This window comes from Halopelagius inordinatus, from assembly GCF_900113245.1.
Classification (GTDB): Archaea; Halobacteriota; Halobacteria; order Halobacteriales; family Haloferacaceae; genus Halopelagius; species Halopelagius inordinatus.
The window spans coordinates 137726-162863 of sequence record NZ_FOOQ01000002.1; the positions used below are offsets into that span (position 1 = coordinate 137726).

Annotated in this window: 29 protein-coding genes; 19 read left to right on the forward strand and 10 right to left on the reverse strand. The window is 66.8% G+C overall.

Annotation, left to right across the window (positions count from 1 at the left end; translation table 11 throughout):
- The 5 genes from BM167_RS08380 (at position 1) to BM167_RS08400 (ending at position 3658) form a co-directional block, all read left to right on the forward strand.
- Positions 1-195, forward strand: a complete 195-nt coding sequence (locus BM167_RS08380; RefSeq protein ID WP_092891443.1) for a DNA-directed RNA polymerase subunit N — start codon at positions 1-3, stop codon at positions 193-195.
- Positions 192-374 carry a DNA-directed RNA polymerase subunit K gene (locus BM167_RS08385; RefSeq protein WP_177213358.1) on the forward strand — a complete coding sequence of 61 codons (183 nt, stop codon included), beginning with the start codon at positions 192-194 and terminating at the stop codon, positions 372-374. Before BM167_RS08380 ends, BM167_RS08385 begins: the two co-directional genes overlap by 4 nt.
- The gene (eno, locus tag BM167_RS08390; protein WP_092891447.1) at positions 371-1576 is read left to right on the forward strand and encodes a phosphopyruvate hydratase; all 1206 of its coding nucleotides are present in this window, start codon (positions 371-373) and stop codon (positions 1574-1576) included. Before BM167_RS08385 ends, eno begins: the two co-directional genes overlap by 4 nt.
- Positions 1573-2397, forward strand: a complete 825-nt coding sequence (gene rpsB, locus BM167_RS08395) for a 30S ribosomal protein S2 (protein WP_092891449.1) — start codon at positions 1573-1575, stop codon at positions 2395-2397. Before eno ends, rpsB begins: the two co-directional genes overlap by 4 nt.
- A gap of 100 nt (positions 2398-2497) precedes the next feature.
- Positions 2498-3658: an MBL fold metallo-hydrolase gene (locus BM167_RS08400; protein WP_092891451.1), complete on the forward strand. Its 1161-nt coding sequence runs from the start codon at positions 2498-2500 to the stop codon at positions 3656-3658.
- Positions 3659-3664: 6 nt separating this feature from the next.
- Here BM167_RS08400 and BM167_RS08405 read toward each other — a convergent pair whose 3' ends face one another.
- Complete coding sequence (locus BM167_RS08405; protein WP_092891453.1) at positions 3665-4504, reverse strand: VOC family protein; 840 nt, start codon at positions 4502-4504, stop codon at positions 3665-3667.
- Between the two features lie 135 nt (positions 4505-4639).
- Here BM167_RS08405 and BM167_RS08410 point away from each other — a divergent pair, with 135 nt between their 5' ends.
- Positions 4640-5623: a zinc-dependent metalloprotease gene (locus tag BM167_RS08410; RefSeq protein ID WP_092891455.1), complete on the forward strand. Its 984-nt coding sequence runs from the start codon at positions 4640-4642 to the stop codon at positions 5621-5623.
- A 4-nt stretch (positions 5624-5627) separates the two neighbouring features.
- On the opposite strand, the gene BM167_RS08415 is transcribed toward BM167_RS08410, so the two are convergent.
- The 3 genes from BM167_RS08415 to BM167_RS08425 all read right to left on the reverse strand — a co-directional run bounded on the left by BM167_RS08415 (position 5628) and on the right by BM167_RS08425 (position 6937).
- Positions 5628-5870, reverse strand: a complete 243-nt coding sequence (locus BM167_RS08415; protein ID WP_092891457.1) for a hypothetical protein — start codon at positions 5868-5870, stop codon at positions 5628-5630.
- A 164-nt stretch (positions 5871-6034) separates the two neighbouring features.
- Positions 6035-6307 (reverse strand): HalOD1 output domain-containing protein, encoded by a 273-nt coding sequence (locus tag BM167_RS08420; protein ID WP_092893023.1) that lies wholly within the window; start codon positions 6305-6307, stop codon positions 6035-6037.
- A gap of 75 nt (positions 6308-6382) precedes the next feature.
- Positions 6383-6937: a hypothetical protein gene (locus BM167_RS08425; protein ID WP_092891458.1), complete on the reverse strand. Its 555-nt coding sequence runs from the start codon at positions 6935-6937 to the stop codon at positions 6383-6385.
- A gap of 99 nt (positions 6938-7036) precedes the next feature.
- Between BM167_RS08425 and BM167_RS08430 the strand changes: the two genes are divergently transcribed.
- Together BM167_RS08430 and BM167_RS08435 are read left to right on the forward strand one after the other, a co-directional pair.
- Positions 7037-9775: an AAA domain-containing protein gene (locus BM167_RS08430; protein ID WP_092893025.1), complete on the forward strand. Its 2739-nt coding sequence runs from the start codon at positions 7037-7039 to the stop codon at positions 9773-9775.
- A gap of 56 nt (positions 9776-9831) precedes the next feature.
- Positions 9832-10017, forward strand: coding sequence for a hypothetical protein (locus tag BM167_RS08435; protein WP_092891460.1), 186 nt, complete (start codon positions 9832-9834; stop codon positions 10015-10017).
- Here BM167_RS08435 and BM167_RS08440 read toward each other — a convergent pair.
- Positions 10014-12839: an ATP-dependent helicase gene (locus BM167_RS08440; protein ID WP_092891462.1), complete on the reverse strand. Its 2826-nt coding sequence runs from the start codon at positions 12837-12839 to the stop codon at positions 10014-10016. The genes BM167_RS08435 and BM167_RS08440 overlap by 4 nt on opposite strands.
- Positions 12840-12990: 151 nt before the next feature.
- Here BM167_RS08440 and BM167_RS08445 point away from each other — a divergent pair, with 151 nt between their 5' ends.
- Both BM167_RS08445 and BM167_RS08450 read left to right on the forward strand, forming a co-directional pair.
- Complete coding sequence (locus BM167_RS08445) at positions 12991-13743, forward strand: MBL fold metallo-hydrolase (protein WP_092891464.1); 753 nt, start codon at positions 12991-12993, stop codon at positions 13741-13743.
- A gap of 38 nt (positions 13744-13781) precedes the next feature.
- Entirely contained in the window at positions 13782-14396 is a 615-nt protein-coding gene (locus BM167_RS08450) for a hypothetical protein (RefSeq protein WP_092891466.1), read from the forward strand.
- A gap of 449 nt (positions 14397-14845) precedes the next feature.
- On the opposite strand, the gene BM167_RS08460 is transcribed toward BM167_RS08450, so the two are convergent.
- The 3 genes from BM167_RS08460 to BM167_RS08470 all read right to left on the reverse strand — a co-directional run bounded on the left by BM167_RS08460 (position 14846) and on the right by BM167_RS08470 (position 17176).
- The gene (locus BM167_RS08460; protein WP_092891470.1) at positions 14846-15613 is read right to left on the reverse strand and encodes an isopentenyl phosphate kinase; all 768 of its coding nucleotides are present in this window, start codon (positions 15611-15613) and stop codon (positions 14846-14848) included.
- A gap of 3 nt (positions 15614-15616) precedes the next feature.
- Positions 15617-16633, reverse strand: coding sequence for a mevalonate kinase (gene mvk, locus BM167_RS08465; protein ID WP_092891472.1), 1017 nt, complete (start codon positions 16631-16633; stop codon positions 15617-15619).
- Between the two features lie 117 nt (positions 16634-16750).
- Complete coding sequence (locus BM167_RS08470) at positions 16751-17176, reverse strand: hypothetical protein (protein ID WP_092891474.1); 426 nt, start codon at positions 17174-17176, stop codon at positions 16751-16753.
- 82 nt (positions 17177-17258) lie between these two features.
- Here BM167_RS08470 and BM167_RS08475 point away from each other — a divergent pair, with 82 nt between their 5' ends.
- From BM167_RS08475 to BM167_RS08510, 8 genes are all read left to right on the forward strand, one after another.
- Complete coding sequence (locus BM167_RS08475; RefSeq protein ID WP_092891476.1) at positions 17259-18344, forward strand: zinc-binding metallopeptidase family protein; 1086 nt, start codon at positions 17259-17261, stop codon at positions 18342-18344.
- A 107-nt stretch (positions 18345-18451) separates the two neighbouring features.
- Positions 18452-18931 (forward strand): 50S ribosomal protein L11, encoded by a 480-nt coding sequence (locus BM167_RS08480; protein WP_092891478.1) that lies wholly within the window; start codon positions 18452-18454, stop codon positions 18929-18931.
- 290 nt (positions 18932-19221) lie between these two features.
- Positions 19222-19860: a 50S ribosomal protein L1 gene (locus BM167_RS08485; RefSeq protein WP_092891480.1), complete on the forward strand. Its 639-nt coding sequence runs from the start codon at positions 19222-19224 to the stop codon at positions 19858-19860.
- The gene (locus BM167_RS08490) at positions 19857-20912 is read left to right on the forward strand and encodes a 50S ribosomal protein L10 (RefSeq protein WP_092891482.1); all 1056 of its coding nucleotides are present in this window, start codon (positions 19857-19859) and stop codon (positions 20910-20912) included. Before BM167_RS08485 ends, BM167_RS08490 begins: the two co-directional genes overlap by 4 nt.
- Positions 20913-20930: 18 nt before the next feature.
- Positions 20931-21266 (forward strand): 50S ribosomal protein P1, encoded by a 336-nt coding sequence (gene rpl12p / locus BM167_RS08495; protein WP_092891484.1) that lies wholly within the window; start codon positions 20931-20933, stop codon positions 21264-21266.
- Between the two features lie 156 nt (positions 21267-21422).
- Positions 21423-22724 (forward strand): tripartite tricarboxylate transporter permease, encoded by a 1302-nt coding sequence (locus BM167_RS08500; protein ID WP_092891486.1) that lies wholly within the window; start codon positions 21423-21425, stop codon positions 22722-22724.
- Positions 22725-22769: 45 nt separating this feature from the next.
- On the forward strand, positions 22770-22949 hold the full coding sequence (locus BM167_RS08505) for an HVO_2753 family zinc finger protein (protein ID WP_092891488.1): 180 nt from the start codon (positions 22770-22772) through the stop codon (positions 22947-22949).
- A 3-nt stretch (positions 22950-22952) separates the two neighbouring features.
- Positions 22953-23219, forward strand: coding sequence for an elongation factor 1-beta (locus BM167_RS08510; RefSeq protein ID WP_092891490.1), 267 nt, complete (start codon positions 22953-22955; stop codon positions 23217-23219).
- A 12-nt stretch (positions 23220-23231) separates the two neighbouring features.
- Here the strand turns inward: BM167_RS08510 and BM167_RS08515 are convergent, their stop codons facing one another.
- Both BM167_RS08515 and BM167_RS08520 read right to left on the reverse strand, forming a co-directional pair.
- The gene (locus BM167_RS08515) at positions 23232-23447 is read right to left on the reverse strand and encodes a glycine zipper domain-containing protein (RefSeq protein WP_092891492.1); all 216 of its coding nucleotides are present in this window, start codon (positions 23445-23447) and stop codon (positions 23232-23234) included.
- An 84-nt stretch (positions 23448-23531) separates the two neighbouring features.
- On the reverse strand, positions 23532-24695 hold the full coding sequence (locus BM167_RS08520) for a cystathionine gamma-synthase (RefSeq protein ID WP_092891494.1): 1164 nt from the start codon (positions 24693-24695) through the stop codon (positions 23532-23534).
- 141 nt (positions 24696-24836) lie between these two features.
- Between BM167_RS08520 and BM167_RS08525 the strand changes: the two genes are divergently transcribed.
- Positions 24837-25127: a 50S ribosomal protein L21e gene (locus tag BM167_RS08525; protein WP_092891496.1), complete on the forward strand. Its 291-nt coding sequence runs from the start codon at positions 24837-24839 to the stop codon at positions 25125-25127.
- Positions 25128-25138 lie beyond the last annotated feature (11 nt).

The window sequence follows — 25138 nt, forward strand, 5'->3', positions numbered from 1 at the left end:
ATGATGATACCTGTCCGGTGTTTCACCTGTGGAAACGTGGTGGGCGAACACTGGGAGGAGTTCAAAGCTCGCGCCCGAGAGGGCGACGAAGACCCAGCCGAGGTCCTCGACGAACTGGGCGTCGAGCGGCACTGCTGCCGCCGGATGCTCGTCTCGCACAAGGACCTCGTCGACGTCGTAGCACCGTACCAATAATGCAACAGCGCTACAATCGGTACGAGAAGGCACGCATCCTCGGCGCGAGAGCGCTGCAGGTGTCGTACGGGGCCCCGGTCCTCATCGAGACGGACCAGAGCGAACCCATCCTCGTCGCGGCAGAGGAGTACGACGCGGGCGTCCTTCCGTTCACGGTAAGACGAGAGGGCAAAACATGACACTCATCGAAAACGTTTCGCTCCGACGCGTACTCGACTCTCGTGGTAACCCCACGGTCGAGGCCGACGTGCTCACGCAATCCGGCGGTTTCGGCCGCGCGGCAGCGCCGAGTGGCGCGAGCACGGGCGAGTACGAGGCGATAGAACTGCCGCCCTCGGAGGCCATCGCATCGGCGCGGCGACACGCCATCCCGCGCCTCGTCGGCGAGGTCCACGCGGGCAACCAACGGGAAGTCGATTCGACGCTCCGGGCCGCCGACGGCACGGACGACTTCTCCGAAATCGGCGCAAACAGCGCTGTCGCCATCTCGATGGCGGCTTCGAAGGCCGGTGCCGACGTGCTCGGTGCACCCCTGTACCAGCATCTCGGCGGCGCGTTCCGCGGGGACAACTTCCCCGTACCGCTCGGGAACATCGTCGGCGGCGGCGAACACGCAAAAGAGGCGACTCACATCCAAGAGTTCCTCGCCGCGCCGGTCGGCGCGCCGAGCGTCTCCGAAGCCGTCTTCGCCAACGCGGCGGTCCACGCTCGCGCCTCGGAGATTCTGGACGAACGCGGCACGCCCGCGGCGAAGGGCGACGAGGGCGCGTGGGCGCCGCCCATCTCGGACGCGGAAGCGTTCGAGGTGATGGACGAGGCCGTCTCCGACGTGGCGGACGAACTCGGGTTCGAGATTCGCTTCGGCCTCGACGTGGCCGCGGCGGAACTGTACGACGAAGACGAGGACGGCTACGTCTACGGCGACGAGGTCAAATCGACCGAAGAGCAGATCGACTACGTCGCAGACCTCGTCGACGAGTACGAACTCGTCTACGTCGAAGACCCCCTCGACGAGAACGATTACGAGGGCTTTGCGGAACTCACCGACCGCGTCGGTGACCGCACCCTCGTCTGCGGTGACGACCTGTTCGTCACCAACGTCGAACGACTGCAGGACGGCATCGACGCCGACGCCGGGAACTCCATTCTCGTCAAGCCGAACCAGATCGGGACGCTCTCGGACGCGTTCGACGCCATCGAACTCGCGAACAAGAACGGCTACGAGTCGGTCATCTCTCACCGGTCCGGTGAGACCGAAGACACGACCATCGCACACCTCGCCGTCGCCACCGACGCCGCGTTCATCAAGACCGGCACGGTACAGGGCGAGCGAACCGCCAAACTCAACGAACTCATCCGCATCGCGGACGACGCAGTATGACAGACAACGATAACGACGCGGTCGAAGTCGTGAACGAAGACGAACCCGAGGCCGAAGACACGGCCGAAGCGGAGTCCGAAACGACCGAGACCGAAGCCGAGACGACGGAAGAAGTCGCCGAGGCCGCCGAGGACGAGGCCGCCGCCGCCGAGGAGGGCGCGGCCGAGGACGAGGCCGCCGAGGCCGAAGAAGAGGAGGAGGCCGAACCGGTCTTCGACGAGGACGTCATGCCGGACGAGGAGGCAGACCTCCTCATCCCGGTCGAGGACTACCTCGGTGCCGGTGTCCACATCGGTACCCAACAGAAGACCAAGGACATGGAGCGGTTCATCCACCGCGTCCGTGACGACGGTCTGTACGTCCTCGACGTGAGTCAGACCGACTCGCGCATCCGGACGGCCGCGAACTTCCTTTCGGGGTACGACCCAGAGCAGATTCTGGTCACCAGTTCCCGTCAGTACGGCCGGTTCCCGGCCAAGAAGTTCGCCGACGCCGTCGGCGCGCGCGCCCGGACGGGCCGCTTCATCCCGGGGACGCTGACGAACCCCGACTACGCGGGCTACATCGAACCCGACGTCGTCGTGGTCACGGACCCCATCGGGGACTCCCAGGCGGTCAAAGAGGCCATCACGGTCGGCATCCCGGTCATCGCGATGTGCGACTCCAACAACCAGACGAGCAACGTCGACCTCGTCGTTCCGACGAACAACAAGGGTCGACGCGCGCTATCGGTCGTCTACTGGCTCTTGGCCAACGAGACGCTCGACCGACGCGGCTCCGAACCGGCCTACGCCCTCGAAGACTTCGAGGCCGAGGTCTAACGCCGCGAGCAGTTTCGATTCTCATTTCTCGGCGTGCGCTCGTCCGACGAGTCGCACGACCGCAAAAACGGTTATCCGCGTCGTCGGCGTACTCCGACGCATGTGTGCGCTCCTCCACCAGACGACAGTCGAAGAACTGGCCGAGTCGCTCGATTCGGAAGCGTCCGCCACAGTCGTCGACACGCGACCCGCCGAGAGTTTCGACGCGTGGCACGTCGGCGGCGCGGTGAACGTCCCCTACCACCCCGAGGACGGACTCGGCGACGACTGGGACTGGGACCGAGTCGAGGAACGTCTCGGTGACGGGCCGGTTCTCGCTCTCTGCGGGAAGGGAATCACCTCTACCGTGTTCGGGCTCGAACTCCAGAAACGCGGCTACGAAGACGTGAGCGTCCTCAAAGGCGGCATGCAGGAGTGGAGCAAACTGTACGAGGTAGCCGAGGTGCCCACCGACGACGACGACCTGTTCGTCGCACAGATACAGCGCCGGGCGAAAGGCTGTCTCGGATACGTCGTCGGGTCCCGGTCGGCGGGCGAAGCGTTCGTCGTGGATCCGACGAGACAGCACCACGAGTTCGAACTCGTCGCGGCCGACGAGGGGATGACCGTCTCGCGCGTCTTCGACACCCACGTTCACGCCGACCACATCTCCGGGGGCGCGGCGTTGGCAGAGAGAGTGGCCGCCCCGTACCACCTCGGCGAACGCGCCGCCGAACGGGACGTCGCGTACGACTACCGACCGGTCGAAGACGGCGAGACGTTCTCCGTCGGCGACGTGGAAGTCGAGGTGTTGGCCGCTCCCGGTCACACGACGGAGATGGTGAACTTCCTCGTCGGCGGCGAACTCCTGCTTTCGGGCGACACCCTGTTCGTGGAGTCCGTCGGACGGACGGAACTGCAGTTCGGCGACGACGACGCGGCGAGAGGGGCGGAACTGCTCTACGAGACGCTTCACGAGTCGATTCTCGAACTCCCAGACGAGACGCGGGTCCTCCCTGGTCACGTCACCGTGGCCGAAGACGGCGCGTACGCCGTCGCCTCGCCCGGCGAACTCGTCTCGGCGACGCTCGGAGAGTTGCGCGACGAACTGACTCTGTTGGGACTCGACGAATCGGAGTTCGTCGCGCGCCTCACCGACGAGACGCCGGAGAAACCCTCGAACTACGAGACGGTCATCGCCGTCAACACCGGCCGGGAGACGCCCGAGGACGAAGACTCCGCGACGGAACTCGAACTCGGACCGAACAACTGCGCGGCCTGACTCGACTCACCGACCGACGACGCCGAGTCGCCCGCGGAACGCGTCGTCGTCGAACCACGCGACTCTGCTTTCGCCCTCGGGTCCGAACGCCTCGGCGTCGGTGAGAGCGAACCGGTCTGCGGCGGCGTCGAAGTCGTTCGCTTCGAGGAGAACGGCGCAGGGCCCTTGGCCGACTCGACTGACTCTGTCGGCCAGTCCGTCTCCATCGCCGCCCGCCGCCGCGAGTGCGACGGGCGACCCCGGTAGCACGTCGAACTCGTCGAACGGCCCCGCCGCCTCGACGGCCGACGGGAGGCGGTGGCGTCGCGTCAGGAGGTCGGACGTCGCCGCGCGGTCCGAGACGGCGAGGACGACGCTTCCGACGCCCGAGAGAGGCGACTCCGCGAGTTCGGGGTGCGGGCGGACGCGGTACGTCCGCGGTGTCCGGTCTGCGATGACGAACGGGAGGCGTTCGTCGCCCTCCTCGCCCTCGAAGCACATGTCCCACTCGACGCGCGCGCCGTCGGGGCGCGTCCGAGACGCCTCGCGAGGGCCGTCCACGCGAACGCCGGCGTCTATCGCCCGTTTTGCTTCGTCTGCGACGCGCGGAACGTCGAGACACCACCCCGCCGGACCGGCGTCCGCCGCGAGATGCGCCGGCCAGAACCCGGCGTCGTCCGGGTCGGTCCCCAGCGTGGGGGCGAGAAGTTCGAGGTACGCGCCGTCCGGCAGGCCCACCACGGCCATCTCCGTCGTGCCGGTGCCGTGTTCGCCGCCGTACTCGGTCGGGAGGCCGACGTTCGCCGCGGCGTCGCGAAGTTCGTCGAGACTCCGCCCGCCGAACGCGACGTGGTCGATATCGATCATCGCGTCCACGGACGGACGCCCGAGGCATATACTCGGCCCTCCGGCGTCCGGCCGTCCGGCCGTCCGGCCGTCCGTCGGGGTCGAACCGCGCCGACCGGAACAAGGGTTTTGTCTCCCCGTCTCCGACCAATTCACATGAATCTCCTCCGTAGCGTCCGTGCAGTCGCGGGCGCAGAGGGCGACGGCGACGGAACCGGCAGCATCGACTGGGTCGCCGTGGCCGATGCGGCGAAGAACGCTGTAGACCCCGGGTCTCTCGAACTGACCGACGAGGACCGCGAGGGGTACGCCGCGGACGTGCGAGACGCGCGGCGACGTCTCCGAGAGGTCGGCGAGGTGGAGTTCGAGGTGCCGGGGACGATAGAGGTGCAGAACCGGCACCACTGGATAGACGCAAACATCCGGACCTTCGAACGCGTGATGCGTCCAGTCGAGATGCGCGGGCGCGTCGCCCTCCCCGGCGTCACTCGCGTGATAAACACCGGGACGATGGCGTTCATGCTCTCGTTTCTCGGGAAGAACGTCCTCGGGCAGTACGACCCGTTGCTCTTGGCCGAACCGCCGGACGAAGACGAGGCGGCGGAACACGGCCTCTACTTCGTTCACCCGAACATCGTCCGCGTCGCGGAGATGCTCGACGTGGACTACCCCCGGTTTCGCCGGTGGATAGCGTTCCACGAGGTGTCTCACGCCGCCGAGTTCGGCGCCGCGCCGTGGCTCTCTGACCACCTCGAAACTCGGATGGAAGACGGGTTGGAGGCTCTCGCCGAGGGCCAGTTCGACCGCGCGGCGTTCAAAGACCTCGACACGGCGATGACGGCGGTCGAGGGATACGCCGAACTGCTCATGGACCGCGCGTTCGACGACGACTACGAGGACCTCCGCGAGAAGTTAGACGAGAAGCGAAACAGCGCAGGCCCCCTCGGAACCCTCGTGCGTCGTCTCCTCGGATTGGGGCTGAAGCGACGGCAGTACGAACGCGGTGCGGCGTTCTTCGAGACGGTCGCAGACGAACGCGGCGTGGCCGCGGCCTCCGTCGTCTGGGACCGGCCGGAGAACCTCCCGACCGACGAAGAACTGGACGACCCCCGGGCGTGGATTCGCCGCGTCGACCCCTAAACTCTCAACGACCCGGCGGGCGGCGGCCGGTGTCCGGTTGGAACTCACGGGCCCACCGTATCAGAAAGGCCAAAAGCAGCAGTCCGACGACTAAGCCGCCGACAAAGCCCGCCGCGACGACCGAGAGGTCGCCGCCCGCCTCGACCGCGACGAGCGCTCCTGAGGCGGCGACGAGGAGAACGAACCCCGTTCGCAGGCGGCGGTTGGCGTCGTCTCGTTCCTCGTCGGTCATGCTCGGTCCGACCATCCGTCAGCCTCCGTCCCCGCGTGCGCGTTCTGCGACGGCGCTCTCGACGATGCCGTCGGGTGCGACGGCGGCCCCTGCGATCATATCTCTGTTCTGGGAACGGAGGGATTTGAAACCGCGGTTCGCGAGTGACGCCGTGGGGGTCTGTGACCCGCACTCGGCGACTAGGTGGTCTCGCTGAACGTCGCGGTGCCGTTCTGTTCGACGGCGATTCGGTATCCCTCGTAGGTGAACTCGACTCGCATCCGCGCCTCCGGCGACGGCGGATTCGAAAAGAGGTCAGCGAGGACATTGTCGATGCAACCGTGTATCGCCGGCAAGTCGGCGGCGTCCCGTCCCTCGATACCGGCGACGGCCACCGCGACTTCGACGCCCGGGCTCTCCGCGTCGGTGTCGAGTTCTCGACTGATCGTCTCGCGGTCGGTATCTTCTCCCATACGGGCCGATTCGGCTTCCGCCGCCATAGATAGTACGGCGACGCGAGGAGCGACAGAACGCAGAAGCGATACCGGCTACTGGAATCCGCGTCCGACGCCGTCGTCTTCGACCAAATCGTCTAAGTCCTCGGTCAGCAGTTCGTCGGCGTCGGCGAACTCGTCGGTCAGGTCGTCCAACGCGTCCGGTCGCCCGTCGAACTCGTACTCCATCGGCCCGAACGCCGGACTTTCGACGGCGTCCATCACGTCTTCGACGAAGTCGTCCGGCGTCGTCGGCGCTTCCGCGTGGACTTTCACCGTCTCTTCGAGGCGCGTCGCCATCTCGGAGGCGTGGTCTTCGTCCTCCGGCGGGGTCCGGACGGCGAACAGGCCGTCCTCGCCGTTTCGGCCCGGAAGAAGCGGTTCGATGTCGTCGTCGATTCGGCGGGCGACGCGCCCCCCGACGCCGCGAACCTCGTAGGGGTTCTTCGTGTACGTCTTCAGTTCGTAGACGCCGACGTCGGGGTGGCCGAGAAAGAGGTCCTCGCCGAGTCCGCGGCGGCGGTCACCGGCGACGGCCCGCCAGCCCTCGGGGTCGGCGTCCGACTCCGCGACGTCTTCGAGGATGTCGTGCCAGTCTCTGACGCGCATGCCCGCCGGTACCGCCCGAGAGAGAAAGAGCGTGACGGTCCGAGGCGGGCGACAGCCGTGACCGACAGCGTTTTTCGCGCCGACGCGCACGGTTCTGTCGTGAACCTCCGCGGCCGCATCGTCGACGTGGGAGACGAACGAGAAGTGGAGACGTCGCACGGTACACGCTCTCTCGCGGAGTTGTCGGTGGTCCGGACCGACGGCGACTCGGACCCCGACGCGGGCGCGGAACTCGCAGACTCCGACTCGGACGCCGACTCGGTTCGGGTGACGCTGTGGGGCAAGTGGACCCAGAGCGCCGAACTCGCCGAACCGGGGATGGACGTTCTCGTGACGGAGATAGAGGAGTCCGAGTACCGCGGCGAGACGACGTACGGCACGTCCAAGGAGTCGTACGTCGTCCTCGAACCGGGGTTTCTCGTGGACGTGACGAACATCCGGTCGTGGGTGCAGTGCCCGCGGATGTACTACCTCAACAAACTGTCCGGCATCCCGCTGAACTACCCGGTGGTGAAAGGGACCATCGTCCACGAGGTGTTCGGCGACTTGCTCCGCCGAAGCGACGCCGACGAGGCTCTCGACGAAGGCGTCCTGGCGGACTCTATCGACGAACGCGTCCGGGAGGCGGGCCTCCAACTCGGCCTGTTGGGGTACGAAGCCGACGAAGTGCGTGACGAGGTGCGGCGGAACGCCGCCGCCATTCAGGGCTGGCTCGCGCAGGGAACGCTGACGGAGACGGACGAGTGGCGCTCGGAGTACACGCTCATCTCGCCGACGTTCGGCGTCAAGGGACGCGCGGACGCCCTCCGCCGCGGCATGCCGGTCGAACTGAAGACGGGCAAGAACACGAACCGCGAGCCGCGGTTTCAGGACAAGATTCAGGCCGCCGCGTACGCTCTCGTCCTCGACGAGCGCGGCGTTCCCGCCGACACGGGGACGCTGCTGTACACGAAAAACACCGCGCTCGAACGCAACGAGGAGGCGGGCGACCTCTCGCCCGCAAAGGAGTTCGCAATCGGGAAGGGACTGCTCGATTTCGTCGTCCGGCAGCGAAACGAAATCGCCGCCATGGAGTTCGACATGTCGGTTCCGACCGGGTTCGAAGCCGACGCGAAATGCGAGTACTGCTTCGAAAAAGACACCTGCATGGTCGTCTCCGGACGCCTCGACCAAGAGTCGAAAGCCGGGCAGATAGGCACCCCGCTCCCGGAGGCGGAACGCGACTACTTCGACCGAATCTACCGCGCGATAGAGGAGGAACGCCGCGAGACGCACAGCGAGTACCGGAAACTGTGGGAACAGACCGCAGCGGAACGCGCCGAGGACGACAGAGCGCTCATCGACTTAGAGCCGCACCCCGAACCCGACGACAAGCGCGAAATCGAGGGCGGCCGGTGGGAACTCCGCGCTCGGAAACCGAACGATGCGGTGTCGAAACTCCGCGAGGGCGACATCGCACTCGCCAGCGACGGCGACCCGGTCCGCGGACACGCCGAACTCGCGCGAATCGAGCGACTCGACGACGAGGTGGTCGTCACCGCCGACGAACCGGTGACGCTCCGCCGCCTCGACGTCTACCCCTCCGAACTCTCCGTCGACCGGATGCTCACCGCCGTCCACGACGCCTTGCTCAAGGGCGACCCCGACCGCAAGGACGTGCTGTTCGGGCGACGAGAACCCGAGTTCTCCGCGCGGAGCGCGGAGACGTACATCGACAACAACGGCGCGCAAAACGAGGCGGTGAAACTCGCGGTGGACGCCGACGACTTCGCCCTCGTCCACGGGCCGCCGGGAACGGGTAAGACGTACACCATCGCCCGCATCGTCCGCGCTCTCGTCTCCGAGGGGAACCGCGTGCTGCTCTCCGCGTTCACGAACCGCGCGGTTGACAACGCGCTCGAAGCCCTGCGGGACCAAGGCTTCGAGGGGGCCGTCCGCGTCGGCACCGAGAACGGCGTCCGCGAGGACATGATGGACGTCCGACTCGAACGCGCGGGCGACCCGAACGAACGCGCGGCGGCGCTGCGGGACGCGCCCGTCGTCGCCGCGACGACGGCCACCTGCGGGTCGCGCGTCGTCCGCGAACAGGCCTTCGACGTGGCACTCGTCGACGAGGCGTCGCAACTCACCGAACCCGGGACGCTCGCGGCCGTCAACCTCGCAGAGCGGTTCGTCCTCGTCGGCGACCACGAACAGCTCCCGCCGGTCGTTCGCGCGGAGAACGACCTGCAGACCTCGCTTTTCGAGCGTCTGGTGACCGACCACCCCGACGCGTCGGTGATGCTCGACCGCCAGTACCGCATGGCACAGCGGATTCAGGCGTTCTCCTCCGCGGAGTTCTACGACGGGACGCTCCGCCCCGCGACGGGTGCGGTGGCCGCCCAGCGACTCTCTGACCTGCCGGGCGTCGAGGAGTCGGCGCTCCCGGCGGAACTCCGGGACCCGGTGTCGTTCGTGGACCCCGACGGCGACCGAGTCGGCAACACGAACCCGGCGGAGGCGGACCGAATCGCGGAATTGGTCGACGCCTACGAGGCGGCCGGCGTCGAGTCGGAAGATATCGGCGTCATCGCGCCGTTCCGCGCGCAGGTCGCGGAAATCTCCCGTCGGACGGACGTGACGGTGGACACGGTAGACCGCTTTCAGGGCTCCTCGAAGGAGGTCATCCTCGTCTCGTTCGTCGCGAGCGGTAGCTTAGACGGCCCGATATTCGAGGACCACCGGCGAATCAACGTCGCTCTCACGCGCGCGAAGAAGGCGCTGACGCTCGTCGGCGACGCCGACGCCCTCGCTTCGGACCCGTTCTACCGCCGGATGCTGGAGTGGGCCAGACGGTAGCCGACGACTCCCGCCGCGACGACGCCTTCTTATCTGCCGCCCGAGAATCGCCTGCGATGGGACTCAGAGAACGCCTCTCGGAGGACGAGACGCTCCGACGCGGCGCCATCGGCGCGGTGGCGGGCGCAGTCGCCGGACTCACGGCCGCATCGCTGAACTCGGGAGGAACGATAGAACGGTTCTTGGTGGCGATATTCGTCGGCGGCGTTCTCTACGTCGCACTGTGGCTTCTGACGAGTTAGTCGTCGTCCGTCGAGACGGCCGGATGCTCCGCCTTCTCGTCGCCGATTTCGTCGAGGACGCGAGCGTGGAAGTCTCGGAGGGCCGCGTTCTCGTCTTCGGCGAGGACCACGTCGCTCGCCATGAGCGTCGCGAGGCCGAACGACCGGGGCGTCGGCGAATCGACGCGGGTGGACGCCACCTCGATATCGCCCGCCCGCACGTCGCCGAACACCTCTCTCAGCCCCGCCACGTCGAGTTTGTCTTCGAGTATCTCGCGGTACGTCTCTTCTATCACGGCAAAGGAGTCTAACCCCTGTGCGAACGAGAGGAGCATCTCCGAGGACACCTGCTGTTGGGCGGCGGACTTCTCGTACCCCTTGTAGCGTTTCAGAATCATGAGCGACCGCGTGGCGTTGATACGGAAGTAGCGCTTCAGGAGGTCCGTCCCGTTCAGCGCGGCCCGCAGGTCGGCGTCGACGTCCGCGGGGTCGATATCGGTCACGATGGATTCGATATCCACCTTGCGGTTCAACGGCATCGAGACGGTGAAGCCGTTGTCCGCGACGGCGAGTTGGACGTTCGTGTCGGCCCGCCGCGAGCAGTGGTACGCGACGAGTCGGGAGAACCCCTCGTTGAACTTCCGCCCGTAGTTCGAGTGGACGTAGAACTGCCGTCGGTACTCCTCGCGGTTCAGATGCTCTTCGATGGCGATTCGCTCGTCGGTCGAGACGCTCTCCGTACCGGCGTATCGCACCTGTTCGTCGAACATCCGCGCGATGGCGCGGACGCTGTTTTCGTCCAACGGGAACCCGCGAAGCCACTCGCGGGCCGCCGGTCGCCCGCCGTTCTCCAAGCGCTCTACCAGCGTTCGCTGGAACGACGTAATCTCGCGCCCCAGGTCGTAGGAGAGAGGAAGTCGTTCTGAGAACCACGACGGCACCGTGGGCCGGGCACTCGTCCGGTCGACGTACACCTTCGACCCGCGGCGGTAGCGGTACTCGAAGTGGTCGCCGCCGAGGACGAACACGTCGCCTTTCTCTAAGGTGTCGAGGTAGTTCTCGTCTAAGTTGCCGACCCACTCGCCGGACCCGCGCGTCTTCACGTCGCAGGTGAACGAGTCGGGGATGGTGCCGACGTTCGTCATGTAGATGACCCGCGCGAGTCGTCCGCGCTTGCCTATCAACCGCTCTCCCACGTCGAACTCCTCGTAGTGGTGTTCGCCGTCGGGCGGGTCGTTCGCGTCGCGCCACACCTTCGCGTAGACGTTCTTCTCCTCCAGTCCGCCGTAGTCGGCGGTGAGATAGCGGAATAGCTGTTCGAACTCCTCGTCGCCGAAGTTCCGGTACGGATACGCCCGCGTCAGCGTCCGCCGCACGTCCGCCTCGCGTATCGGCCCGTTTATCGCCATCCCGTATACGTGTTGTGCGGCGACGTCGCGGGCGTTCTCGGGGACGAACACCCGGTCTACGAACCCCTCTTCGGCCTTCTTCAGCATCACCGCGCACTCGACGAGTTCGTCTCTGTCGAGGGCGATGACCCGCCCTTCGACGGTCTGACCGAGCCTGTGACCCGACCGACCGACGCGTTGGAGCAGCGAGGCGACGGATTTGGGCGACCCCACCTGTATCACCAAGTCGATGTGCGGCATGTCGATGCCGAGTTCGAGACTCGTCGAGGTGGTCACCACGTCCAACTCGCCGTCTTTCAACTGCGATTCTATCTGCTGTCTGCGCTCTTTCGAGAGGCTACCGTGGTGACAGCCCGAGTTCTCCTCGTTGTAGCCGTCGTACTCCTCGCGGAGGTTGTGGAGGACGCGTTCTGCCCCCGACCGGGTGTTCGTGAACACGAGCGTGTTCGTGTGCGACCGCACGAGTTCGTCCACCCGGTCGTAGAAGCGCGACTGGACCACGTCGTGCGGCGCGTCTATCAGGTCGTCCGTCGGACACTCGAGTTGGAGGTCGAAATCGCGGACGAATCGCGTGTCCACGAGTTCGTAGTCGCGGGTCGCTCCCGAATCGTCGCCAGACTGCGTCTGGCTGCCCGACGAGTTCCGCTCGTCGATGTCTTGTCCGACGAGGAACTCCCCCATCGTCGAGAGCGGTTCGACGGTCGCAGAACAGCCGATTCGGGTGGGGGACTCGCGTGTGAGATTCTCCAGTCGTTCGAGAGAGACAGACAGATGCGTGCCGCGTTTGTTCTCCGCGAGGCTGTGTATCTCGTCGACGACGACGTACTCGACGGTGCGGAGTTTCTCCTTGAACTTCGGTGAGTTCAGCAGGATAGAGAGCGTCTCGGGCGTCGTGTTGAGGATGTGCGGCGTCTCCGAGAGCATCTTTCGGCGGGCGGCGTCGTCGGTGTCGCCGTGGCGGATGGCGTGGCGGATGTCCACCGCGTCGCCTCTCTCGTCCATCCTGTCTGTGATGCCCGAAAGCGGTTCCGTGAGGTTCCGGTGGATGTCGTTCGCGAGCGATTTCAGCGGCGAGATATAGAGGCAGTAGACCGAGTTCTCCAAGCCGTCTTCTCGCTCTCTGTCCCGCCGGAACAGTTCGTTTATGATGGCCGTGAACGAGGCGAGCGTCTTTCCGGACCCGGTCGGAGCGCAGATGAGCGCGTTCTGTCGGTCGTCTATGAGGGGAATCGCCTCGCGTTGCGGCGGCGTGAAAAAGCCGCCGTTGCCCTCGACGTACCGACCGAACTGCGCTACCCACCACTCTCGAACCGACGGTTCCAGTCTCTCCAAGACGGCTTCGTCCTCGATTCCGACCGTCTCGGGGTCGAAGTCGTACGGGTCGTCGGCGTCCGCCGCGGCCGCCGCGAGGAGTTCTCGTCCGCGCCCACTCATCACCGAAGAGAGGGGCGCGAGGGGTAAGTGGGTTGTGTCGCGCGCCGGTCGAACGCGGAGTTCGAGCCCGGAACGCGGCCGAAATACGCCGTCCGGCGTCCGTCGGTCGATACCCCGAACGCCTAACCGCGCGGTGAGAGTAGACGGACGCATGCGCGTCACGTTTCTCGGAACCGGGAGCGCGATGCCCCTCCCGGACCGCGCCCAGACCGGACTCCTCCTCGAATCGGACGACAGAGCGCTCCTCGTCGACTGCGGGAGCGGCGTCCTCGGTCGACTCAGCGCCACCGACGCGGGGTACGAGGGCGTCGGAACGGTCCTTCTGACCCACCACCACCTCGACCACGTCTCGGACCTCTTTTCGCTCTTGAAAGCGCGGTGGTTGGCCGGCGAGGAGCATCTCGAAGTCGTCGGCCCCGAGGGGACGAAGTCGCTCGTGGACGGCCTGTTGGACGTCCACGACTACCTCCAGGGTCGGATGGACCTCACGGTGCGGGAGGTGACCGCCGGAGGCGACTCCTTCGAGGTGGCCGGATTCGAAATCGAGGCGATGGAGACGCGGCACTCGGTTCCGTGTCTCGCGTATCGGTTCAGCGGAGACGAGGGGTCGGAGGAGTTCGTCTTCTCGGGCGATTCGGAGGCGTTCGAGGGACTCGCGAACTTCGCAGAGGGCGCGGCCGTCCTCGCGCACGACTGTTCGTTCCCCGACGACGTGGACGTGTCGAATCACCCGACGCCGTCGCAGTTGGGCGAGGCTCTCGCCGGGCACGACATCGGACGGGTGTACCTCACGCATCTGTACCCGCACACCGAGGGCAGACACGAGGAGATGCTCGATTCGATAGGGTCGGCGTACGACGGCGACGTTCGGTTCGCGCGCGACGGTCTGCGGGTGGACATCTGACCTGAAAGTACTTGTGCGGCGACGGGAACGGACGAACCGTGAACCGCCGCACGTACCTCGCCGCCCTCCCCCTCGTCGCGTCCGCGACGGCCGGATGTCTCGGCTCCGTCGGGTCGCCTCCGTTCTCCGACTCTCACCCCGACCGCAGCGTCGCGCTCTCCGCCGTCGATTCCCTGCCCGACGATATCGGGTTCACCGTCGACGCGGCGGTGAGCGTCTCTGACGTGACGGAGCGACACCCCGCCGAGGTCGTCCTCACCGCGACGAACGAGGGCCAACGGCGCGACGTGAGCGTCGGGACGGAGATGTGCCACCCGTTCGACCGCTCCGACGGACGGAGCGAGAACGGGGGTCTGTGGCTCTATCCGGCCGACGACGAACCCGACGACCGGGTCGAGGGGCGGTGGGAGTACGACGCCGACGGCCCGGTGGGCTACCCCGCCTACGGGTGTACCGGACGGACGTGGGACGCCGGCGAGTTCCGGGAGTACGTCTACGCGGTGTGGGACGACTTCGAGACGGAGGGGTACCACGAACCCGGAACGTACCGCTGGGAACATCTCGTCACCGTCGCGCCGCCGGAGAGCCATCTGGACGGGGAGGCGACGGCCGAAGCGACGTGGGCGTTCGAGTTGACCGTCGAGGACGCCTGACGCTCCCGCGGTAACCGGAGAGTCGGCCTCGTTACGTAGCTGTTCGGGCTGAACGATAGTGGCGACGGCTATTGCTGCGGAAGACACTTCTCAGAAGGCCCGAAAACGTTCGTCCGTCCGGACGACGCTCTCACCCATGCCCTCCGTAATTCCCGGTTATTCGACTCGCACGAAGGTAATCCAACTCGGATTCTGGATACTCGTCCTCTCCGAGTTCGTGAACGCCGTGCGGGGATACCGTACCGTGGTCACTTTCGCCGGTGCCGTCGTCGGTGGTACGATTATCGCCGGTGTGGTCGTCGTGGCGGTCATCGACCGTTTCGACCTGTGGCCGTCACTCGATGTCCGTTTCTGACGCCGCTGCGAGTGACGAAAGCGCATCGCGAACGGCCGGCACGGGACGACGCCGGGAACGTCGGAGACGGCTCTCTCGAACGGACGTCCGACCGCTACCCGCGAATCACGGTGCCCGCGTCCTCGCCCGCCAAGAAGTCAGAGAGCGAGTCGGGGCCGAACACGTGTGCCGGCGCGCCGAGTTCCAACAGGGCGCGCACCTTCGCGGCCATCCCGCCGGTCACGTCCGTCGCGTCGGACTCGCCGAGGGCGTCGGCGGCGTCCGAAAACGCCGTAATCTCCGGGATGACCTCCCGGTTCTCGTCGTAGACGCCCGGAACGGTCGAACAGAGACCCACCCTGTCGGCCGAGAGGCCGCGGGCGAGTCGCGTCACGAGTTCGTCGCCGCTTACGACCGTCGCGCCCTCGCCCGCGTGCGCGACCACGTCGCCGTGGAGAACGGGGACGAACCCCTCGCCGAGCATCGCCGCCGTCGAATCGAGGGGAAGCGAGAGGACGGCGTCCCCGTCTCGCGCGCCCGCAGAGAGGGGGTGAACCGGAAGCGCGGGCACGCCCGCGTCCTGCAGTCGGCCGACGACGGCGTCGTTGAGGCGGCGCATGGCGTCGTGAATCTCGTAGACGCCGCGGGCGTCGCGCGTCCCCGCGGTGGAACTGACGCCGTGTCTCTCGGCGTTGTGGTGGCCGAAACTCCCGCCGCCGTGGACGACGACGAGGCTCTCTACCCCGGCCGCCGCTATCGTCGAGACGGCGGCGTCGAGTGCCGCCTCGTCCAGCGTCTCCGGCGAATCCTTCTCCGTGACGACGCTCCCGCCGAGTTTGAGAACGACCGGCGCGGGCGATTCGGTCGAGGGCGACGACGGCATCGTCTACGCCTCCTCCACGCGGACGCCCTCTCTGTCGAGTTCCGCGCGGAAGGCGTTCTCGCATTCGGCCGTGTAGCGAAGCGCCGTCTCCGTCTCTCGCGTGTCGTCGAGGGCGACGATGCATCCGCCGCCGCCCGCGCCGGTGAGTTTCGCGCCGTGCGCGCCCGCCTCGCGGGCGGCCCAGACCATGTTGTCCAGCGTCCGCGAGGAGACGCCGAGCGCTTCCAACAGACCGTGGTCGAAGTTCATCAGGCGACCGAGTTCGGTCAACAGGTCCTCGGTCGGGTCCGCACCCGGGTCCGCCGCCGACAGAAGCGTCTCGCCGCGTCGGACGATGTCGCCGATGTTCTCTACGGTGTCCGCGGCGAAGCCGTACTCCTCGCGCAGGGCGCGGACGCCGGCGACGAGTTCGCCCGTGTCGCCCGCGCCGCCGTCGAATCCGACGACGAACGGGAGGTTCGGCGTATCGATGCGGCGGCAGTCGTCGCCCTCGATGCGGACGGCCCCGCCCATCGTCGAACAGAACGTGTCGGCGCGGGACGCCTCGCCGTCTTGCACCTCGTACTCGGCGCGGTACGCTCGGTCCGCGAGTTCCGTCTTCTCCAGTTCGACGCCGAGTTCGCGCGTCGCGGCGTCGATACCGGCGACGACGACGGCGGCCGAAGAGCCGAGTCCCGCGCCGAGGGGGATGTCGCTCTCGATTGTCACGTCGAACCCGGCGTCGGGCGCGTCGGCGGCGTCGCGGGCCTGTTCGACCGCCGCGTCGATGTAGCCGGTGGCGGCGTCGAGAAGCGACGCGGGCACGTCCACGTCCGGTCGCCTGTCCGCGGTGCCGCCGTACTCGACTGTGAACCCGTCGAGGCTCAGGTCGCTGGCTTCGACGCGGATACGGTCGTCGTCGCGCGCCTCCACGGTCACTGCGGCCCGTCGCTCTACGGCGCACGGGACCGCCGGTTCCCCGTAGACGACTGCGTGCTCCCCGAACAGGTAGACCTTCCCGGGAGCGCTGGAGACGGTCATGTTCGTGGAATTTCACGGCCGCCGCTTAAGACTATCCGACCGAGTCGGGGGCGGCGTCGTCGCGCCGAAAAAAGCGGGATCGAACGATGCGGGTCCGACCGACCGGGCGTCGCCGAGTTACTGGCCGGACTCGACGTCCATCTCCGAGAGGTCGTCGAGTTCGTCGAGTTCTTCGGCGTCCTCGTCGCTTCCGCCCAGAAGCGTTCGCACCGCGACGGCCAACACGGCGAGAGCGACGAGACCGAGAAGCGGAACGGCCTTTCCGCCGCCGGACTCCGAATCGGCGTCGGCGTCGGCGTCGAATCCGGAGTCGTCGGCCTCGAACTCGGACTCCTCTGACTCTTCAGACTCGAACTCGGAGTCGTCGGACTCGGAGTCGTCGTCGCCCTTCTCGGTTATGCTGCCGATTTCGAGGCTGGGCGACCCCGAGGAGTCCTCGGAGTCGTCCTTTCCTTTCCGACCGCCGATGAACGGCGCTTCGTTGCTCGCGTTGAACGACGTCCCTTCCGGAAGATTGATCTCGAAAAACGTGATGTCTACCATAGCAATATCACTACGCCGACAAGTGTCTTAGAGGTTGTGCCCGACCGGTGCGTTAATCCCCCGTTTCTTCGAACCGTCTCTCATGGACGACGAGCGACGAGCGTTCCTCGACGACCTGTTGACGACGCCGAGTCCCTCCGGGTTCGAGACTCGCGGCCAACGCGTCTGGGTGGACTACGTCGAACAGTTCGCGGACGAGGTCGTGATCGACGCTTACGGTAACGCCGTCGCGGTTCACCAGGGGGCCGACGACGCCCCCGAAATCGCATTCACCGGACACGCCGACGAAATCGGCTACATCGTCCGCGACGTGACGGACGACGGGTTCCTCCGCATCGGTCCCATCGGCGGCGCGGACCGGACCGTCTCGCAGGGGCAACACGTGACCGTCCACGCCGCCGTAGGCGGTGAAAGAACGGAAACGGAGGGCGTCCCGGGCGTCGTCGGGCAGACGGCTATCCACCTCCGAGAGCAAGGCGAGGAGTCCTACGAGGACTTAGAAGAGCAGTTCGTGGACGTGGGAGCCGAGAGCGAGGCGGAAGCGACGGACCTCGTGGAAGTCGGCGACCCCGTCACGGTCGAGACGCGCGTCCGCGACCTGCACGGGACGCGCGTCGCCGCCCGGGGGATGGACAACCGCGTCGGGACGTGGGCCGCCGCCGCGGGTCTCCGCCACGCCGTCGAATCCGATGCCGAGGCGACCGTGTACGCCGTGAGCACCGTCCAAGAGGAGGTGGGCGTACAGGGCGCGAAGATGGTCGGCTACGACCTCGACCCCGACGCCGTCGTCGCCGTGGACGTGACGCACGCGACGGACAACCCGGACGTTCCGGGCAAACGCAAAGGCCCCGTCGAACTCGGCGGCGGTCCAGTCGTCTCTCGCGGGAGCGCGAACCACCCCGCCGTCGTGTCTCTCGCGCGAACGGCCGCGGAGTCGGCGGACGTTCCGGTCCAACTGCAGGCGACTGGCATCCGGACGGGAACGGACGCCGACGCGTTCTACACCTCCCGAAGCGGCATCCCCTCGTTGAACGTCGGCATCCCGAACCGCTACATGCACACGCCCGTCGAAGTCGTCGATACGGAGGACTTAGACGGCGTCTCGACGCTTCTGGGCGCGATGGCGGAGGCCGCCGCCGACGCCGCGCCGTTCGAGGTCGAACTCTGAGGCGGCGGTCGCTCCGGGCCGCGTCCCCCGCCGCTCCCTGTGTCCGTATGGCACGGCCGTTCGCCCGAAAGAAAACCGTTAAAAGTCGCCGCTGGGTCCTTTGAGGTATGGCTGGAACTATCGAAGTGCTCGTTCCCGGCGGGGAGGCCAATCCCGGTCCGCCGCTTGGTCCCGAGCTCGGCCCGACGCCCGTAAACGTGCAAGATGTCGTTCAGGAGATAAACGACCAGACCGCCGCATTCGACGGCATGGAGGTCCCCGTCACCGTCGAGTACGACGACGACGGCTCCTTCAGCATCGAAGTCGGCGTCCCGCCGACTGCGGCACTCATCAAAGACGAAGCCGGGTTCGACACCGGCTCCGGCGAACCGCAGAAGGACTTCGTCGCCGACCTGAGCGCCGACCAGGTGAAGAAAATCGCGGAGCAGAAATCGACCGACCTGCTCGCGTACGACTCGCTCAACGCGGCGAAGGAAGTCGTCGGAACGTGTACGTCTCTCGGCGTCACCATCGAAGGCAACAACCCGCGCGAGTTCAAGAAGCGCATCGACGACGGCGAGTACGACGACGTCTTCGTCGACGAGTAACGCTCTCTGCATCTCGCTCGGGACCAACGAGCGGTTTTCCTCTTCGGAACCTTACGCCAGTAGCCGCGCGTCTCTTCGCCGGTGCGCGCCGCTCTGTCTCGCCCGTCGGACGTCGGCTTCGACGTGCGGGACGTTCACACGGAAACGGGCGTTTCCGCCGGGAAACCCGCCGAAAACGAGCGATTGCTTCGACGGACTTAAGGCCGAAACTCTCCTCGCGTCGTACGAGGCAGGCAGTAGCCTGTTTCACTGACCCGTAGGAGCAATCCTGCGTACTACGGAGGTGAATAATGGCAGATACGATAGTTGACGCAGTCTCTCGCGCACTCGACGAGGCCCCCGAGCGGAACTTCCGTGAGACGGTGGACCTCGCAGTCAACCTGCGCGATTTAGACCTAAACGACCCGTCGCAGCGTGTCGACGAAAGCGTCGTTCTCCCATCCGGTACCGGCCAGGACACACAGATTGTGGTGTTCGCTACCGGAGAAACCGCACTTCGCGCGGAGGACGTAGCTGATCAAGTACTGGACGGTGACGACCTCGAGGACCTCGGAGACGACTCCGACGCCGCAAAGGACCTCGCGGACGAAACCGACTTCTTCGTGGCGGAAGCCAATCTGATGCAGGACATCGGTCGGTACCTCGGTACCGTCCTCGGTCCTCGCGGTAAGATGCCGACGCCGCTCCAGCCCGACGACGATGTTGTGGAGACCGTGAACCGTATGAAGAATACGGTCCAACTCCGCAGCCGTGACCGCCGGACGTTCCACACCCGCGTGGGTGCAGAGGACATGTCCGCCGACGAAATCGCGGAGAACATCGACGTCATCATTCGCCGTCTGGAAGCGGACCTCGAGAAAGGCCCGCTCAACATAGACGGCGTCTACGTGAAAACCACGATGGGACCATCGGTGGAGGTTCGCGGATGAGCGAATCCGAATCGGTCCGCAAGACCGAGACCATCCCGGAGTGGAAGCGAATCGAAGTCGACGAACTCGTCGATTTCCTCGAAAACTACGAGTCCGTCGGCGTCGTCGGCGTCGCGGGCATCCCGAGCCGCCAGCTTCAGGCGATGCGGCGCGACCTTCACGGCAGCGCCGAAGTCCGGATGAGCCGGAACACGCTGACCGTCCGCGCACTCGAAGAGGTCGACGACGGTCTGGCGGAACTCGTCGACTACGTCGAGGGACAGGTCGCGCTCATCGGCACGAACGACAACCCGTTCGGCCTGTACAAGGACCTCGAAGCGTCGAAGACGCCTGCTCCGATCAACGCGGGCGAAGTCGCGCCCAACGACATCGTCATCCCCGAGGGCGACACCGGCGTCGATCCCGGTCCCTTCGTGGGTGAACTGCAACAGGTCGGCGCGAACGCTCGCATCATGGACGGGTCCATCCAAGTCACGGAAGACTCCCACGTCCTCGACGAGGGCGAGGTGGTCTCCCAGGACCTCGCCAACGTGCTGAGCGAACTCGGCATCGAGCCGAAAGAGGTCGGTCTCGACCTGCGCGGCGTCCACTCGGAGGGCGTGCTGTTCGAGCCCGACGAACTGGCCATCGACGTCGAGGAGTACCGCGCGGACATCCAGTCGGCCGCGGCCGGCGCGCGGAACCTCTCGATCAACGCGGTCTACCCGACGACCGAGACCGCGCCCGCGCTTCTCGCCAAAGCGACCGGCGACGCCAAGGCCCTCGGCCTGTTCGCCGCCATCGAGGACCCGGACCTCGTTCCGGACCTCGTCGCGAAGGCGGACGCGCAACTCCGCGCGCTCGCGGCCCAGATCGACGACGAGGAGGCCCTCCCCGAGGAACTCCGCGGCGTCGAAGCCCCCGCAGCCCAGCCGGACGACGAGGCTGACGCGGCGGAAGACGAATCGTCTGACGAAGATGCGGAAGCCGAGGCGGACGCCGAACCCGAAGCCGACGACGACGACGAAGACGACGGCGACGGTGGCGAAGGTCTCGGAGCGATGTTCGGATAACTACGGAGGTACACAACAATGGAATACGTTTACGCAGCTCTCATCCTGAACGAGACGGGCGAAGAGATCAACGAAGACAACGTCACCGCGGTCCTCGAGGCCGCCGGTGTGGACGTCGAGGAATCCCGCGTCAAGGCGCTCGTCGCCGCGCTGGAAGACGTCGACATCGAGGAGGCCGTCGAGACGGCCGCCGCCGCTCCCGCGCCCGCTTCGGGCGGTAGCGCCGGTGGCGACGTCGAGACCGCGGACGACGACGACGAGGAAGAAGCCGACGCCGGTGCCGACGAAGCCGAAGCCGACGAGGAAGAAGAAGACGAAGAGTCCGGCGAAGGTCTCGGCGAACTCTTCGGCTAACGCCGGAGTTCGCGCCTCGAATCGTCTCGTAATCCCGATTTCTTTCGACGCTCTCCCGAGTAGCGGCCGCTCTCTCCGCGTCGTCGAACCGAACCTCGCGTCGTCGAACGCGGCCCGGCGAACGTTCAAGTAGGATGCGGCGGCCACTCAGCCGCGATGCCCGCATCGGCCGCCGGTCAGGCGACTGCCGTACTCGCGTCCGCGAGCGCCGCGTTCGGTCCAGCGGCGACGACGCTCTCGTTCGCGCTCGGCGGCGTCGCCCTCGGGTCGGTGAGCGGACTCGTCCCCGGCCTCCACGCCAACGCCTTCGCGCTCGCACTCGCGGCGGCCGCGCCCGCACTCCCGGGGCCGCCGACGGCAGTCGTCGCCGCGATTCTCGCCGCCGGTGTCGTCCACACGTTCCTCGACGTGATTCCGGGACTCGTCCTCGGCGTCCCCGACGCGGCGACGGCCCCGGCGTCGCTCCCCGGTCACAGACTCGTCCTCGCGGGGCGCGGTACCGAGGCGCTGCGACTCTCCGCGCTGGGGAGCGTCGCCGCCCTCGTCGTCGCCGTTCCGCTCTCGGTTCCCCTCTCGCATCTCGTCGCCGAGGGGTCGAACCTCCTTCGGACGTGGCTTCCCGTCTTGCTCGCCGCCGTCGTCTGTCTGCTCGTCCTCTCGGAACCCACCCGGCGGGCGCGCGTCGCCGGCGTCGGCTGTTTCCTCCTCGCCGCCGCACTCGGCTTCGTGACGCTCGATCTCTCCCCGACGCGGGCGGTGGTCCCCGCGGGCGTGGCGTCGATGCTCGCTCCGCTCTTCGCCGGTCTGTTCGGCGCACCGGTCGTGTTGGACGCCGTCGACTCCGCGGGGCCGATTCCGCCCCAAGCGGACGGCCGCGTGGGCCTCTCGCCGGGGGCCGTCCTCCGTTCGGCGCTCTCGGGTGTCGGCGGCGGCGTCCTCGTCGGCTACCTGCCGGGCGTCTCCGCGGGCGTCGCCGCGGTGTTAGCACTCGGAGGGCGCGGCGGGGCGACGCCGAACGCGGAGGGGACGACCGACAGAGCGTACGTCGTCGCCACGAGCGGAGCCAACACCGCGACGGCCGTATTCGCGCTCGGGTCGCTGGCGGTGGTCGGGACGCCACGAAGCGGAGTCACCGTCGCTGTCGCGTCCGCCGCGCCCGGCGACGCTCCGTTCGGATTGGCGGGTTTTCTGGCCGTCGCCGTCCTCGCGGGCGGGGCGGGCGCGGTTCTCGTCCCCCTCCTCGGGGACCGGTATCTCCGCGTCGCCCGGTCGGTCTCTCACCGGCGACTCTCGCTTTCGGTGCTCGCGCTCCTGTGGGCGTCGTCGTTCGCGTTCGCCGGTGTCGTCGGCGTCTGCGCGTTCGCCGTCGCCGCCGTCGTCGGCCTCCTCCCGCCTCGGTTCGGCACGCGGCGCGTCCACCTGATGGGCGTTCTCGTCGGTCCGGTGGTCGTCGGCTGACGGGAAAGACAACCGTTAAAAGTCGCGGACGGCTTTATCGACTACATGAGCGAGTCCGAACAGCGACACGCCCACCAGTGCGTGTCCTGTGGCATCAACATCTCGGGTATGTCCGCCGCGACGTTCGACTGCCCAGACTGTGGCCACGAAATTTCGCGTTGTTCCAAGTGCCGCAAGCAGAGTAACCTCTACGAATGCCCCGACTGTGGCTTCATGGGACCCTGAACGATGGGAAAAGTTGCTGCGAAACTCAAGGTCATGCCGAGTAGCCCCGAAATCGACCTCGACGAGCTCCAAGAGCGTCTCGAGGACTCTCTGCCCGAGGGCGCGAAGATAAACGGCTTCGAGCGCGACAACGTCGCGTTCGGCCTCATCGCCCTCCTGCCGACGGTCATCGTCCCCGACGACGCGGGCGGGACGGAAGCCGTCGAAGAGGCGTTCAACGGCGTCGAGGACGTAGAGAGCGTCTCCGTCGAGAACGTCGGCCGTATCTGAGGGCGCGGACCCCTATTCTCCGCGTTCCGAGAACGCGATACCCGCGAGCGGAGCGACCAGGAATCCGACACCGACCGCGACGATGAGCGCCTCCCCCGTGGTCACTCCGAGCAGCGACGTCGCGACGACGCCGACGAACGCACCGAGTACCACCGCCGCGGAGACGCCCGCGCCGAACTTTTCTGCGAGATGACTCGTGTCTGGATGGGCGATATCGGACTGTGACATGTCTTCGAATAGGCGCGCCGACGTGTTATCTTTTCCCGTATCCCTCCGTCACGTAAGCGTCGGCCGGTCAGCGCGCGACGCCGGTTACAACGCCGCCTCGAACGCCCGTTCGAGGTCCGTCTTCAGGTCGTCTACGTGTTCGACGCCGACGCTGACGCGGACGAGTCCGTCCGAGAGGCCCGCCGCGACCCGTTCCTCGCGGGGAATCGCGGCGTGGGTCATCGCCGCGGGCTGTTCGATGAGGCTCTCGACGCCGCCGAGACTCTCCGCGAGGGTGAACACGTCCGTCTCGGAGACGAGCGTGGACGCCTGTTCGAGCGTCCCGTCGAGTTCGAAAGAGAGCATGCCGCCGAAGTCGTCCATCTGCTTTCTCGCCACGTCGTGTTGCGGATGTGACTCCAGTCCGGGGTAGTAGACGGCGTCGACGGCGCCGTGGTCGTCCAACCACCGCGCCAGTTCGTCCGCGTTCTCGCAGTGGCGGTCCATCCGCACGGGGAGCGTTTTCGTCCCGCGGAGGACGAGAAAGCAGTCGAACGGCGAGGGCGTCGCGCCGACGGAGTTCTGATAGAAGCCGAGTCGCTCGTCCAACTCCTCGTCGTCCGTGACGAGCACACCGCCGACCACGTCCGAGTGGCCGCCGAGATACTTCGTCAGCGAGTGCGAGACGACGTCGGCGCCGTGGTCTAACGGTCGCTGGAGGTACGGCGTCGCGAACGTGTTGTCCACGGCACAGAGCGCATCGTGTTCGTGGGCGATGTCCGCGAGGGCCTCTATGTCGTTGACGCGCATCAGCGGGTTCGTCGGCGTCTCGACCCACAGCAGTTCGGTCTCCTCGCGCACGGCGTCTTCGACGGCGTCGTGGTCCGTGGTGTCGACGAAGTCGAACTCCACGTCGTAATCCTCGTACACCTGCGTGAAGATGCGGTGGGTCCCCCCGTAGACGTCGTCGCCGGTGACGACGTGGTCGCCCGATTCGAGCAGGTTCAACACGGTGTTGATAGAGGCCATCCCGGAGGCGAACGCGCGGCCGTACTCGCCGCCTTCGAGCGACGCGACGTTCGCTTCGAGGTCCGTCCGCGTCGGGTTGCCCGTCCGGGAGTACTCGTACCCGCGGTGGTCGCCGGGGCCGTCTTGGACGTACGTCGAGTTCGCGAAGATGGGCGACATCAGCGCGCCCGTCTCTTCGTCCGGCTCTTGGCCGGCGTGGATGGCGCGCGTCTCGATTCGCTCCTCGCTTTCGTCGGTCATGGGTTCACTCGGTGGACCGTCCCCAAATTCCTTCCCGTCTGCGAGCGGGCGTCGTCCTCGCTCGCCCACGTGGGTGTGACACACGCTCCGGACGGGAACGTGTCTTTTATAACTTCGACAGCTGTATTCGTCTTCACGACTATGCCGAGTTCCAACGGTCCGCTCAAGGGTACGCGAGGAAAGCTCTCGAACAGTGCACGCGAGCGCGGCACTTCCCCGCCGCAGCGCGCGATTCAGGACTACGAGGAGGGCCAGAAAGTCCACCTCCACATCGACCCCAGCGTCCGCGGCGGGCGCTTCCACCCGCGTTTCAACGGGCACACGGGCGAAGTCCTCGGGAAACAGGGCCGCGCGTTCAAGGTCCAGATAAACGACGGCGGAAAGGAGAAAGTCGTCATCGCAAAGCCCGCTCACCTCCGCGCACAGCAGTAGGTCCCTACGCC